The sequence below is a fragment of the Rhizobium sp. AN73 genome, assembly GCF_030757975.1.
GTDB lineage: Bacteria > Pseudomonadota > Alphaproteobacteria > Rhizobiales > Rhizobiaceae > Agrobacterium > Agrobacterium arsenijevicii.
The window spans coordinates 1,770,896-1,784,185 of sequence record NZ_JARWME010000001.1 but is presented as its reverse complement, the minus strand read 5'-3'; the positions used below and the strand labels follow the sequence as shown (position 1 = coordinate 1,784,185).

The 13,290-nt window shown below is 60.9% G+C and carries 8 protein-coding genes; 2 read left to right on the top strand and 6 right to left on the bottom strand.

Annotated features, from left to right (window positions below; all coding sequences use genetic code 11):
- Positions 1-13: 13 nt before the first annotated feature.
- Complete coding sequence (locus RBH10_RS07980; RefSeq protein WP_045020786.1) at positions 14-748, bottom strand: SDR family NAD(P)-dependent oxidoreductase; 735 nt, start codon at positions 746-748, stop codon at positions 14-16.
- A gap of 234 nt (positions 749-982) precedes the next feature.
- Here RBH10_RS07980 and RBH10_RS07975 point away from each other — a divergent pair, with 234 nt between their 5' ends.
- Together RBH10_RS07975 and RBH10_RS07970 are read left to right on the top strand one after the other, a co-directional pair.
- The gene (locus RBH10_RS07975) at positions 983-2,629 is read left to right on the top strand and encodes a GNAT family N-acetyltransferase (RefSeq protein ID WP_281037515.1); all 1,647 of its coding nucleotides are present in this window, start codon (positions 983-985) and stop codon (positions 2,627-2,629) included.
- 60 nt (positions 2,630-2,689) lie between these two features.
- Entirely contained in the window at positions 2,690-3,844 is a 1,155-nt protein-coding gene (locus RBH10_RS07970) for an amidohydrolase (RefSeq protein WP_281037516.1), read from the top strand.
- A 2-nt stretch (positions 3,845-3,846) separates the two neighbouring features.
- Here the strand turns inward: RBH10_RS07970 and RBH10_RS07965 are convergent, their stop codons facing one another.
- The 5 genes from RBH10_RS07965 to bcsN form a co-directional block, all read right to left on the bottom strand.
- Complete coding sequence (locus RBH10_RS07965) at positions 3,847-6,189, bottom strand: cellulose synthase (protein WP_281037517.1); 2,343 nt, start codon at positions 6,187-6,189, stop codon at positions 3,847-3,849.
- A complete protein-coding gene (locus tag RBH10_RS07960; protein ID WP_281037518.1) occupies positions 6,180-7,235 on the bottom strand; it encodes a glycosyl hydrolase family 8 in 1,056 nt (351 codons plus the stop codon). Before RBH10_RS07960 ends, RBH10_RS07965 begins: the two co-directional genes overlap by 10 nt.
- A complete protein-coding gene (locus RBH10_RS07955) occupies positions 7,232-9,688 on the bottom strand; it encodes a cellulose biosynthesis cyclic di-GMP-binding regulatory protein BcsB (RefSeq protein ID WP_281037519.1) in 2,457 nt (818 codons plus the stop codon). Before RBH10_RS07955 ends, RBH10_RS07960 begins: the two co-directional genes overlap by 4 nt.
- On the bottom strand, positions 9,685-11,874 hold the full coding sequence (gene bcsA, locus RBH10_RS07950) for a UDP-forming cellulose synthase catalytic subunit (RefSeq protein ID WP_281037520.1): 2,190 nt from the start codon (positions 11,872-11,874) through the stop codon (positions 9,685-9,687). Before bcsA ends, RBH10_RS07955 begins: the two co-directional genes overlap by 4 nt.
- 94 nt (positions 11,875-11,968) lie before the next feature.
- The gene (bcsN, locus tag RBH10_RS07945) at positions 11,969-12,862 is read right to left on the bottom strand and encodes a cellulose biosynthesis protein BcsN (RefSeq protein ID WP_281037521.1); all 894 of its coding nucleotides are present in this window, start codon (positions 12,860-12,862) and stop codon (positions 11,969-11,971) included.
- Positions 12,863-13,290 lie beyond the last annotated feature (428 nt).

Below are 13,290 nucleotides of genomic sequence, written 5' to 3'. Positions count from 1 at the left end.
ATGGGCTGAAGCGTCAGACGTGCTGGCCGCCATTGATGAGAATTTCCGCGCCGTTGATGTAGCTCGATTGCTCCGAGCAGAGGAAATGAATGGTCTGCGCCACCTCCGCAGTGGTGCCGAGCCGCCCGAGCGGCACCTGCGCCTCCACCAGCTCGGCAGTTCCGGGAGAGAGGATCGCGGTGTTGATTTCACCCGGCGCAATCGCATTGGCGCGCACACCGCGCGGGCCGAATTCATGCGCCAGCTCGCGAGTCAGCGCCGCAAGACCCGCTTTCGAGGCGGCATAGGCCACGCCTGCGAAAGGGTGCACCCGCGAACCGACAATGGAGGTGACGTTGACGATGCAGCCTTTCGCCGCCTCCAGTTCCGGCAGAAGCGCGCGGGCGAGAAGCGCCGTCGAAACGAGATTGACGTTGAGCACCCGTGTCCATATCTCCGCCGTGGTATCGGCAACGCCGAGACGGCTTCCGCCCTCCCCCTTCGGCGAGATACCGGCATTGTTGACGAGTGCGGCAAGCTTTCCTTCCGGCAGGCGCGAACGCACTTCGTCGGCCAGATCATCGATACGGGACAGGTCCTCGAGATCAGCCTGGATGTGGCTCTCGCGAGCAGATGGCCAGCGGCACTCCTCCGAAAAAGGTTGCCGCGACACGGTGAGGATTCTCCAGCCTTTTTCCTGAAACAGCTTGACGGTGGCATGCCCTATTCCGCGGCTGGCGCCGGTCAGAAGCATAAAAGGAACAGCCATACGAGAACTCCTGTGCCATGCGAACCGTTGAGCCGGCCACGCATTCAGCCCGCATGTTAGAGTGCTGCCACCCGCTGACAAGGGCTATTTTGTCGCGGCGCACGGATGGGACCCGCGCCACGGGCTAATCCCATTTGATATAAGCCTTTCACCCGAAGGGAATATTTGAAGCCAGCCATTTGCCCATAAAATGAAGCCTCCCGAATGTGTGATCAGTATTGGGAGGGGGCAAGAATGCGTATCGACATCATCGACACCGACGCCGGCTTCGAGGCGATCCGGCAAAACTGGGATGCGGTGTTCATGGCCGATCCCTACGCCCGGCATTTCCTGTCCTGGGGCTGGCTGCGGGATTACATGCCGCGCCGCAAGCGCTGGTTCATTCTGGCGCTGAGGGAACGCCCGGAAGGATCACCCTATGTGGCGTTTTTCCCGCTGCGTATCGTTACCGAGCCGGACAAGAAAACCGGCCGCTTCCACGACAGTATCGTCATGGCCGGCAATGCGGCGGCGGACTACGCCGGCTTCATCGGCCTGCCGGAATATGAACATCACGCCGTGGCCGGTTTCTGTTCCTATATACGGCAGCAGAACTGGACCGAACTCAAGCTCGACTATCTTTGCGGTCCGCCGGAGCGCCGCGACGCGATGGTCCACGCGCTTCAGGGGCCGCTCGTCATGTTCCGCGACAACATGCCGACCAACCCCTACAACATCAACAATTGCATCTGCCCGGTCGTGAACCTTCCGGACACGTTCGACGGCTATCTCGACAGCCACATGAGCAGCCAGACACGGCAGAAGCTACGACGTTTCATGAGAAAGGTGGAAGGCGGCGACGAATATCGCATCACCTTCGCGACCAAGGAAACGATCAAGCGGGACATGGACATCCTGTTCGATTTCTGGCGCATCCGCTGGGCGCCTTACAAGGGCAAGGAGCGCACGGAACTCCTGATCGGTGCAACACGGCAAATGCTGATGGACTGCTATATTCGCGGCGATCTGGAAGTGCCGGTCCTGTGGTTCGGCGACCAGCCACTCGGAGCGCTTGCCAACATCATCGACCGGCAGAAAAAATCCGTTCTGTTCTACATCACCGGACGCGATGAGAACTGGAAGACCCCCTCACCCGGCCTCGTGCTGCACGGGCACTGCATCCGCAGGGCCATCGAGCAGGGTTTCAAGACCTATGATTTCCTGCGCGGCAACGAGCCGTACAAATATTTCTTCGGACCGGAGGAGCAGAAGCTGAGCTGCACGCTGTTTCGCACCCGCTCCGGCGACAATCTCGGCGGCAAACTCCACCCACGCAGCATAGGCTTCGTCTACCAACAGGGCCTCAAACTATACAAGACCGGCAAGAAGGCCGCGGCTAACATCGCCTTTGCTCAGGTACTGGCGGCGGCACCCGATCATCTCGGCGCACAATTCGGGCTGGCCAACCTGACATTCGACCGGGGTGAGTTCAGGGAAGCGGAAATCGCTTTCCTCGGACTTCTCGGCAGCGGTCAGGACCCGGTTCTGCTGTGGATGCGCGTCGGCGAGGCGCGATTGGCGCAACGGCAGTACCACGAGGCATCCGAAGCATTCCGTCAGGTGACCAATCGTGCACCCTTCCACCGCGAGGCGCTCTATAAATGCGCCGTGGCGCTCATCGCCGCCGGACGAACCGTGGAAGCCGCCGAAATCCTCGACAGGCTGCAGCACTATCATTCGGACGATGCGACGCATCTGGAATATGCCGAAAAAGCGCGTGCGGCCCTTGCCCGGCTGGAACTGGAAAAAGCAAGGGTTCCGCTCCCGGCCGATGCCATTGCGCTTGCCGCCAAGCCAAAAACAACGGGCAAGCGCTGGCACCCGCCAAAGGTTTTGCATTGAAGGCAATGATCTGTAAGTTGCGGCAGGAAAACCCGGCCGGACGACTTGCAAGGATTTTATATGTTTCTGACCAACAGGGATATGCTCGATCTCATTGAGCTGCGCCATGATCTGCACCGCCATCCGGAAATTTCCGGCGAGGAGAAGGAAACGGCGCGACGTATCCGTACCTTCCTCGAGCGAGCAAAACCCGATCGGGTTTTTGCCGATCTTGGCGGCCACGGCATGGCTGCGGTCTATGACAGCGGAAAAAGTGGCCCGGCGATCCTGATCCGGTCGGAACTCGATGCGCTGCCCATTCAGGAGAAGAGCGAGACCGAATACCGCTCCGGCACCGACGGCAAGGGCCATCTCTGTGGTCATGACGGCCATTCCACCATTCTGACAGCGCTGGCGCTCGGCCTGTCGCGTCAACGTCCCGAAACCGGCAGCGTCATCCTGCTCTATCAGCCGGCGGAAGAAACCGGTGCGGGCGCGGCGGCCGTCATCGCCGATCCGCGCTTTGGCGAGATAAAGCCGGATTATTCCTTCTCGCTGCACAATCTTCCCGGCCTACCGTTCGGCCATGTCAGCGTGGTGGAAGGGCCGGTCAACTGCGCCTCAAGGGGCATAAAGATCCGCCTCTCCGGCAAGACCGCGCACGCCTCATCGCCGGAGCACGGCGTTTCGCCGATGCGGGCGATATCTGACTTGATGCCAGCGTTGACAGATCTCGGCTCCGGCTTCCCACCGCAACCCGATTTTTCGATGGTGACGATCACCCACGCAGTCATGGGCGAAGCGGCCTTCGGCATTTCCCCGGCTGACGCGGAAATCTGGGCGACGCTCCGAACGCTGACCGACGACCGGATGGAGAAGCTCTGCGCAGACGCGGAGGCGCTGGCGAAAAAGGTTGCCGGCGAACAGAACCTGACGCTCGACATCGCCTATGACGATATTTTCCTGCATTGCGAAAACGCGCCAGAGGCCGTCGACCATATCCTGCGGGCGCTGGATGAAGAGAAAATTGCCCACAGTTCCGAAGGCCTGCCCATGCGGGCGTCGGAGGATTTCGGCCGGTTCCGCGCCGTCTCGTCATCCGCCATGTTCTTTTTGGGCTCAGGCAAGGACTACCCCAACCTGCACAATCCCGACTACGACTTTCCCGATGGGCTGATCGACATCGGCGCGCGCATCTTCATGCGGATCATCCGCAACCTCACCGACACGCGATAAAATCAGCCGCCGCCCTGCGGGCCGTTGCTCGGCCGGGCGGCGCGCACCGCCGACAGTCCCTTGATACCGTCCTGATTGCCGATGGAAGCGAGGCTTTCAAAAATCTGGGCGGCATCAGCATAACGGCGCATGGCAAGGAAGGAATAACCGCGCAGCACCATCAGATCGCTGCGCTCATCGGCAAGCCGCGCCCGCTGGTCGAGCAGGAGGAGCGTTTCCGCATAACGTTTCGACTGGAAGGCGGAAACCGCCCTGTCCGCCAGGATCGAGACCTGCAATTCCGTTGCCCGCGGGCGGTCCATGCGCGATTTCGTCGCCGAGACGGCGGCATGGTCCGTCAGCCCCATGCGCAGATAGGCAAGACTCTGGCCATAGGCGGCGTCGCTTTTAACAGTCGACTGGCCGCCTTCGATAGCGGATTCGAAAGCCTTAAGGGCTTCCGCCGGCCGGTTCGTCCCCATAAGGCACCAGCCAAGATCAAGCGCCTGCTGCGCCGGCAGGCGCTGTGGATTGGGATAGACCGCGCAGGAACGAGGACGCGACGCGGCGCTTGTCATTCTCTGCGTCTGTGCCGGCAGACGCGCCTGCTTGCGCGAAGGTTCCGGGGTGGGCTGCTGGACAGCTGTCTGGCTGTAAACCACCGCCGTCTCGCCCTGCGGCACATAGGGTGCAGGTGCCGTAGCCGGTGTAGTCGCAGCTACAGGCGGTGCGGTTACGGGCGCCATCGGCTGCCCTGACTGGTCGACCATGCGTGCCGTTCCCACATCGGCGATGCGCTGCGAACGGCTAGCCCATTGCTGCTGGATGCCACGCAGACCAGCCAGATTGCGCAAATCGTGATAGCTGACCGCCATGCCATAGGCCGACGGCTCGTCATCCCCCTTCCAGCCAAGCGCTGTGCTGAACCATTGCAAGGCGAGTGGCGTCTGCCGGAAAGCAAGCGAATACCAGCCGAATTGCTGCGCGGTCGCCGCATCCTTGCGGGCTACCGTTTCCGCGGCGATGCGTTGCAACACCTCCGGCGGCAGCACGACAGGCGGTTCGAGCGCCAGAAGATTGGCCGTTGCGGCAAGATAGGTCGCAAGCGCATCGTCGGAAGCGGTGCGCCATTTATACATGACGTCCTCGGCTTCACGCGGCTCGTTGCGGTCGATCAGCGCCAGTGCAAGACCCTGCGATGCCGACGCGCTGTCTTCTTCGTCCCGCGCCTTACGGAACCACTTTTCCGCCTCCATCATGTTCTTCTGGCGAATATTGTACCAGCCGAGCAGCAGGGCGTCGCTTGCAAGCTTGTCGGTCTCCGCAAGCCTCTCAAGCCGCATCACGTAGGCAGAAGGAACGGAAATGCCCTCTTTCTCTCCCGCCTTCGCCACGAACTGGCGGGCGAGATCGTTCTTGACCGGGTCGAACTCCAGCTGACCATCAGCACCGGGCTTTTCCTTGGCCAGCAAGTCACCCATCATCTCCATCGGCAGGAGCGCAGATGCCTTCTGCACCGTGGCGAGCCGGTCGCTTGGCGTCGTGCAATTGTTGAGGATGTAGAGATAGGCGTCCCGCGCCCGTCCCATCCGGTCGGTATTGGCGAAAGCGTCGGCAACCCGCCACAAGACATCGACCTCGCTGCAGGTCAGCAGGCCGGGATTGTTGGCGGCTGCGTCAACCACCGTCGCATATTGCTTGAGATCGGACGCGTTAACGAGCCGTTGGCGAGCCTCGGCGAGAGCAAGCATGCCGGTCAGATTGTCGGGCGGCTGCCAGCCGGGCTCCGCTTGCTGGCGGTCGGCTATCGCTTTTCTCACCTCCGCATAACGGCCGTCGGTATAGAGCTGCCACATGGCATCAAGCTTGGGGTCGCCGTTTGCAGGAATGGCAAGCGGATCGGCAGGCGGTGTCCAATTGGGATAGAGGGTGCGCAGCCGGGCGATTTCGGCCTGAAGACGCTGGGTGTCGCCCTTGGCCGCAAAATACCGCAGGGCGCTCAGATCGACCTCCGGCATATTGGGTGACGCCGGCTGGGTCGCACGCGGTGCTGGTGCCTGCGCCATCTGCGGCTGTGGTATTTGTACGTCCGTCTGTATCTGCGGCTGCGGATCTGTCGCCGGCACCGTTACAGGCGGTGTCGCGGGTTGCGTTAGCTGCGCCATCTCGCGATTTTTGAGAAAAGCATTGATCTGCGCCGGATTGGCCGCCGCCGGCGAAATGCGCTGCCCCGCACGGTTGTCACCAACCGCCGACGTATGCATGTCCGACACCCGCCCGAGAATGGTGTCGCGCCAGTGGAAGGCGGCGAGTGCCACCAGAAGCAGGATGAGAGCCGAGGTCGATAGAGGCTTGTTCATCGGCATTCCCCGTTATTCCTTACCAGAAACGACAATGCCAGAAGATGCAATGTAGAAGGATAATAAAGCGTTGGCTGAAAATTTTTAAGCTCGGCAGGAACGGCAGGGCCGCCACCCGCGCAAGCCGCAAGCGCCGGAATAATACGATAGCCGGGATCCGACAGAACATCCTTGACCGCTCCGCTCTTCAGATCGAAGGTTCCGGCAGCACCGCTTTCCAGCGTCATGCCAGTCTTCAGGCGGGTAAGCAGTTCCGGCGAACCCATTTTCGCCCTTGCAAGATAAAGCGGTATCCGCACCGCATTATAACCGAACTCAGGCGGAAAAGCCGATGCCGGCTGCGGTTTCGTCTTCACCGACACCCAGTCGGCGGGCAATTTCCTGTCGCTGAAAGCAAACGTGCCGATTTGCGCCACGCCGTCGTCGGCAAGCGCTTTCCAGAGCGGCGATGGTGCGACGAGATTGAGGACCGGAAATGCCTCGAAAATCAGATAGGAGGGATTGACCACCGGGCCATCCGCTCGCTCGCTCTCGCCAAAGCCGCTGGCGGCCGGCAAAAGCAGCGTTCGCCCGCCGCGCTGCACGACAGTCTTCTTGAGGATGGCAGATGCAATGGCCGCCGACGCCTCGGCATAATCCTGCCGGTTCCACTGCCCGGCAGCCAGCGCCAGCGCGTAGGCGATGAGAATATCGCCATCCGTGGCGTTGTTGATGTCCGTCACATGCGGTCTGGTGCGCGGATCCCATTTCCAGGCAGAAAGCCCGTCATCACGCACCAGCAGTTCGGTGCGCGTAAAGCTCCATATCAGTTCGAAGTCGGCAAGGTTTTCGGACAGAACGGCAAGCCACATGCCGTAACCCTGGCCTTCGCTATGGCTGATATTGCTGTTGCCGGTATCGATGATGCGCCCGCCCGGATCGAGGAACGCGCTTTTATAGGCTGACCATGCCTCCGGCGAGACCGATGCGGCACGGCCGATGGAGGTGCTTGCGATCAACGCCATCAGCAACACACAGAAAATGCCGGCAAGTCTTAAAACACCAAGCTTCATCGATGTCGTCCCATCATGCGCAGCATCGCGAAGGTGGCGAGGCCCAGAAGCGACACGAACCCGATGAATGCCAGCGAATAGGAAAGAACATTGGAGGACAGCCAGTTGGCGGCGATCAGCCTCCAGTTCGAAAGCGAAAACGCCCGCGTGGCATAGAAATACGGCTGTTCCACCTCGACTGTTTCGATCTTTTCGGCATCGGCATCGTAAGCGGCGACCCGTCCCGTGACGTCGCGCCAATGGTTTTCGCGCACCAGCGACGACATGCCGTCACGAAGCTCCGCCGAAGTCGGTGCGGTGGCCAGCGTCCACACCCCTTCACCGGAGGGGCTGAGACCCTGCGCCAGCATGAAGGAGACATTGCCGGGCGGCGCATAGGGCTGCTCGGCTGCCGGCAGGAAACGCAGCGTCTCCGAACTCAGGTCGAAATTCCGCTTCAGCCACTCCTCGAAGGATGACACCTGCCCCTGCCAGATGCCGCCATCCACCCTTTCCCGCCAGTCGTTGAAAAGGGTTTCGCTGCTCTGCGCAGGTGGCTGAACGCTGGCTCCCATTTTCCAGGATACCTGGCTGGAAGGGACAAGATTGAACTGGCTGATCAGTGATTGCGGGAATTGCGAAATCGTCCCGACGAACAGGGCGTCGCGGTCGCCGATCACCAGCGGCGAGGCGACGGTCTCGACATTGATAGGATGCCCTGCGGCACTCGCCAGCCGGCTGACCAGCGTCGCCGCCGCTGACATGGTGTCGGTGTCGAAACGGTCAAGCGACAGCGCAATCGGGTTTGCGGCAAACCTGTAGGGCTGCCCGGCACCTGCCATCGCGGCGAGATCCGGCTTGCGGCCGATCTGCGCGTAGTTCGGAATATGGATTTCCGATGTGTCGAACAAAGCAAAACGCGGGGTCGTGTTGGCCGGCGCTCCCGGCGCGCAGGCTTGATCCTGCGCCGTCATCAACACGGCCTCGATGGTGATCTTGTTCGGCCCCGGCTTGAAGTGGCGCATCGTCACCTTGATGGGCAGATGCCGGAAAATGCCGCCGCCATTATTGGAGATCGGCACCGTCGAGGCGATCTCGTCATTGACGTAGATATCGATATGGCTGCCGGGCAGTACCTGCGAGGAATAGGCGGCATCAAGCAGCATGGCCGCCTCACCATAGGCCGACGCATAAAAATCGGCGGGCATACCGACATAAAACTCGTTGCGGAAACGGCGTCCGCCAAATTCGGCGCTCTCTATCCCGAGTTCGGAAAGCGCGATGCGGCGGTCCGACATGACGAGCGGCACGTCCGGCGCATGCCAGCTGCGGGTGGAAAAGGTCGTTCTCTGGGTGCCGGGCGTGCGCGAGATCGAAGAAAACAGCGTCTCTATCGCCGCCTGTACCGCCTGCGGAGTGGGGCCGCTGACGAGGAGTGGAGAGAGACCGCCCGGTGCAGCGCTGTCGAAACCGGCAAAAGCGCCAGCCGATGCTTCCGGCGGCACCACTCCGGTGATGGCGGCGATCTCGCGCGCAGTGCCGACAAAAACCACCAGCGTTCCCGCCTTGCGTTCGGCAGACGGGGCCGTCACGAAGCGGATCATCTGGTTCGGCATCTGGGTTCTCAGCGCCAACGCCTGTGAAAGGCGCAAAAGCGAATCCGCAAATGCCGGATTACCGAGCGCCGGCGCGACGATCTCGATCGACGTCGCCGCCTTGGCGTCCGGTCCGGTTGCCTGAATGTCGTCGATATTGGAGAAGTTGCCGGCGACGTCGGCGTTAAAGCCGATATAGGTGTTCGCCGGATTGACATCGGTCCACAGATCGTAGGTGGACTGGATCGTGCAATCGGTTCTGTGGCGCTGCTGCACGCCGAGCGTCACGATATTCGCGCCGACCTGCAAGACGCCGGGCGGAATTTTCAAGGAAACATTGCCCTCGCTGTCAGGCGCCTCGATGCGCGCCGCATCCAGCGGAACATTGTTGAGCCTGACCTGGAAATTCGAGTTTTCCGGCGCGACCACGATGGCGTTCTGATAGCCGATATTCAGCGAAACAGCGGCGTTCACCTGCTCGGGCGTCAGGTAGATGCTCCATTGCCGCCGATCCATCTCGCCGGAAAGGCTGAGCTTTTCATAGGGCAAAATATAACGACGACGGCTATCGGCAGCGGGCGACGAGGCCTGAACGGGTATGGGCCTAACCTCACCCTGCGACGGTATGGCCACGGGCGGCGTTAACGGCCGTAGCGGTGGTTGCGGCGCGGGTGCAGGCTGCAACGCCACGGGAGGCTGGATAGAGGGCTGGCGTGGCGCAGCCGGGGGAATTGCCGGCGGCGGCACGGGTGCCGGGGCGGTCTGGGCAGGCCTTTCCGGCGACATGTCGAAGGGTGAGGCCTGCGCCATCGCACCGGTTGCGACGACACCCCACATCAGCGCTGTCAGTGAACTCCTGATCGTTTTGCCGCCGGTCATTTTACAACTCCGGCAGGCTTGACGATTTTGGAGGCGGGCCGGAGTGCCTTGGCCAGATAAAAAAGGCCGCGCTGCGTCTGGAAGAGCGATATCGCAAGGAAGATCGCCGTGCCGCGAATGAGGCCGGGGTTCTTGCGGCGTACGCGCTGGAACTCGCTCCATTGTTCGGAATTGGCGAAGATCAGGTCGGCGATCAGGCGGTGATCAATGGCGCGCTGCGGCGAGAAGGTGCAACCTATCGAAACGAAACCTTCACTGCGGACCGTCCGGACCACATTGATGGGCATGGTTTCCGGCACGCCTTCGCTGTGCGGCTTGACCCTTACGATCGCAGTCGTGTTCTTTTCGATGGCGGTGATGCTGTCGAAAAGATTGATCAGCAGACCATGCACCGACACGTTGTCGATGGAGGCCGGCACCCATGCGTCGCTACCCTCGAGCTTGACCTCGCAGCGCCGCTTGACGGTGATGCGCCGCGACGCCGATTTTTCGCCGCGCTCCGAGACAACGCCAAGCGCGCAGCCTGCGAAGATGAGGTTGAGCAGGTTCCAGCCACCGACGACGAGCGTAACGTCCGCCTTGTAAGGCTCGGCATAGATGCGCCAGATGGCAAAGGCCATCGCCACCAGCAGAAGCGCGAAAATGACGAAGAACGGGCGGCTGATCTCTGACAATCGCGCCTCGGCGATGGATTCGTCCTTCGCCGTCACCTTGAAGGTCGGCTTGCCCGGATTGAAGATCACCGAAACGACGGCGGGCAGAAGGTGGACCGTTTGCACATATTCGTAAAGTTCCGAAATCCACGGCCAGCGGAAGCTGCCATAGAGATAGTTCTGCATCATCAGGTTCACGAGCATGTAGGCAGCCGTATAAGCAAGGAACTCGCCGCCCGAGGCCACGAAAATCTGAAGATCGAAGAACAGATAGAACAGGGGCGCGAACAGGAAGATCGTGCGCGGGAACGGAAACAGCCAGAACAGCGTCGACGACATGTAGCAAAGGCGCTGCGTGAAGGAGAGACCGCGCCGGAACAGGGGCTGGCGAAAGATCAGGATCTGCATCATGCCCTGCGCCCAGCGGCTGCGCTGGCCGATGAAGCTTGCGAAAGTTGCCGGCTGCAATCCGGCAATCAGCGGCTTGTCGACATAGATGCTGTTCCAGCCGCGCGAATGCAGAGCCAGCGCCGTTTCGCAATCCTCGGTGATGCTGACACCGCTGAAGCCATCGGAATCTTGCAGCGCCTCGCGCCGCAGCACGGCGGCAGAACCGCAGAAGAACGCGCCGTTCCATTTGTCGAGACCGCGCTGGATGATGCCGTAAAACATCTCGTTTTCGCTCGGCATCGTCTCGAAGGTGCGCAGGTTGCGCTCGATGGGATCGGGATTGACGAAGAAATGCGGCGTCTGCACCAGGAAGAGCCGGGGATCCTCCTCGAAATAACCAACCGTTTCCAGAAGGAAATCGCGGGCGGGCGCATGGTCGGCGTCAAACACTGTCACCAGTTCGCCGGTCGAGTGGGCGAGACCGTTATTGAGATTTCCGGCCTTGGCGTGGACGTTGCGCTCGCGCGTTAGATAACGCACGTCGAGATCCTCACACAGCTTCTTCAGCTCCTCGTGGCGGCGCTGCGCCGCCTGCGCCTCGATGATGTTGCTGGCATTGCGCTTCTGCACCGAGCCGCCATCGTCTAGCAGCCAGACGGTGAACCTGTCGGCCGGATAGTCCATGTTCTTGGCCGCCGCCAGCGTATTGGCCAGAAGCTCGGCATCCTCGTTGTAGCTCGGTACGAAAACATCGACCGTCGGCCGGTAATCGGGCGAGCCGGGCCGGGTCTTGCGCGAAGGCAACGGCATCGACACGATGACGAGGCTGAGGCCCAGCATGACGACGCTGTACATTTCCGCGAGGTAGAGCAGGAAGCCGGGAATGAAGTTCTCAAGCTGATTGACGGGCGGCAACGTGCTCGTGGTGCGCCAGTAGACATAACGCAGCACGATGGCCGTGCCGAAGCCGAGCGCCACCAGACGCCATGCCCCCTGCCCGTTAAAGCCTTTGATCGTTGCCAGAAGGATGAGCGAGATCGCCGTGGCGACCAGATGCGTCTGGAGGCTGACCGGCATCGTGACGATGGCCAGAACGCAAAGCGACACAAGCAACCAGACGATGATTGTGATGGCCTTGCTCATCCTGAAACTTTCCGTTTTCCTGCCCGCCGCAAATATCGGTCCGGATTTCTTGCGACCCGCGCCTCGGTGCCATCTTCCGTTCTGGTTTCAGCCATCATCTGCATCCCTGAGGCGCTCCCGAACCGGACAGACATGCTGGCGAGGGAATGGATACCTGCGGAACCTGCGGCGGCGGCTGTCCACTCTCCACGCGCCTGCCCGCCACTGCGGTCCTTGCCGGCTGAACGGGAGCGCCTGCCGATGCGGGCGACGGAATGCTGACGGCCGCAACCGGCGGCAGCGGCTGCGGCTCCACCTGCACGGGGGCGATCGCAGCAGTGGCAGCGACGCGGCGCGCGGGCTGCGGCGGTATGCTCGCGGTCACTTCACTACCGGGGCGCATCGGCACCGCATCCGTTTTCATGGGATAGACCGGATGCCCCGGCCGGCCGAGGTTGCTGTCCACCGCCTGCGGCGTGCCGTAAGGGTTCCAGCTTTGCGAAGCATAGGTGCCGGTGATCGTGTAATTATACATGACCGTCAGAAGCTGCTCGACGCTTGCCCCCGACTGGCATAGCCGCAGCCGCACTTTGATACGTCCGAGGTTGCGGAAATCCTGCCGCATGCTTTCCGGCGAGCGTATGTCCTGCCAGCCAAAAAGACAGGTATCGTTGCCCCGCCCCTTGCCGGCCGCATAAGAAAAGGCGCCGTAGCCGTTCTGCAGATAGTTCGCCGACATGGCGATGTTTTCGCCCGGAAACTCGGCGCGGATTTCCCGCGCGACGGAGGATGCCCTAAAGCCGGTGAAAGTGAGAGCGTCGCGATCGGTATCGCCAGCCTGTTGCGGGCCGAAAAACTCTGCCTTGATGTAGTTCTGTCCCGGCGTGGCGGCCTCTGAGCGTAATATGACCTGCTGCGACGCTGCGTTGGAATAGGTGCGATTGATCACGGTTACGATTTCCGGGCCGCCGGGCGGCGGGAAAACCAGCGCCTCGGACGCAGACAACATCTGCGCACCCCCGAACGACCTAACGCCCGAGGGAGTATTGCAGCCCGAAAGAACCGCAATGGAGAATAGCAATGAAGTATAGGCAGAAAATTTCACTGCCTTACGCCCCTTTATTTCCCCAAGCCCAATCAGGTTAAAAGGAGACCGAATCACTAATGACCAGACCATTGCTACGAAATACGTGAGGATTACGAATAATCAATCTCAAATTTGTATTGTAATTTCTGATACTTTGTGGCTTCCGAATCATCCCGGACTCCTTATTTGCCGCACAAAACGTCGGAACCAATCGCGCTGGTGCGGGTTCGCTCGGCGTGAGGTCGATATTTTTACGGTTGCAGCGCAATATGTCCCATGGTCTACTTGCGCCTATAGTTACGTATTTTTATTGATCATATTTTTCATTCAACTGTAAAAACAGAGAGTTG

Excerpts from the sequence above, each read along its gene's own strand:
- RBH10_RS07980 (WP_045020786.1), bottom strand. The coding sequence starts at position 748 with ATGGCTGTTCCTTTTATGCTTCTGACCGGCGCCAGCCGCGGAATAGGG.
- RBH10_RS07975 (WP_281037515.1), top strand. The coding sequence starts at position 983 with ATGCGTATCGACATCATCGACACCGACGCCGGCTTCGAGGCGATCCGG.
- RBH10_RS07965 (WP_281037517.1), bottom strand. The coding sequence starts at position 6,189 with ATGCCGATGAACAAGCCTCTATCGACCTCGGCTCTCATCCTGCTTCTG.
- RBH10_RS07970 (WP_281037516.1), top strand. The coding sequence starts at position 2,690 with ATGTTTCTGACCAACAGGGATATGCTCGATCTCATTGAGCTGCGCCAT.
- RBH10_RS07960 (WP_281037518.1), bottom strand. The coding sequence starts at position 7,235 with ATGAAGCTTGGTGTTTTAAGACTTGCCGGCATTTTCTGTGTGTTGCTG.
- bcsN (WP_281037521.1), bottom strand. The coding sequence starts at position 12,862 with ATGTTGTCTGCGTCCGAGGCGCTGGTTTTCCCGCCGCCCGGCGGCCCG.
- bcsA (WP_281037520.1), bottom strand. The coding sequence starts at position 11,874 with ATGAGCAAGGCCATCACAATCATCGTCTGGTTGCTTGTGTCGCTTTGC.
- RBH10_RS07955 (WP_281037519.1), bottom strand. The coding sequence starts at position 9,688 with ATGACCGGCGGCAAAACGATCAGGAGTTCACTGACAGCGCTGATGTGG.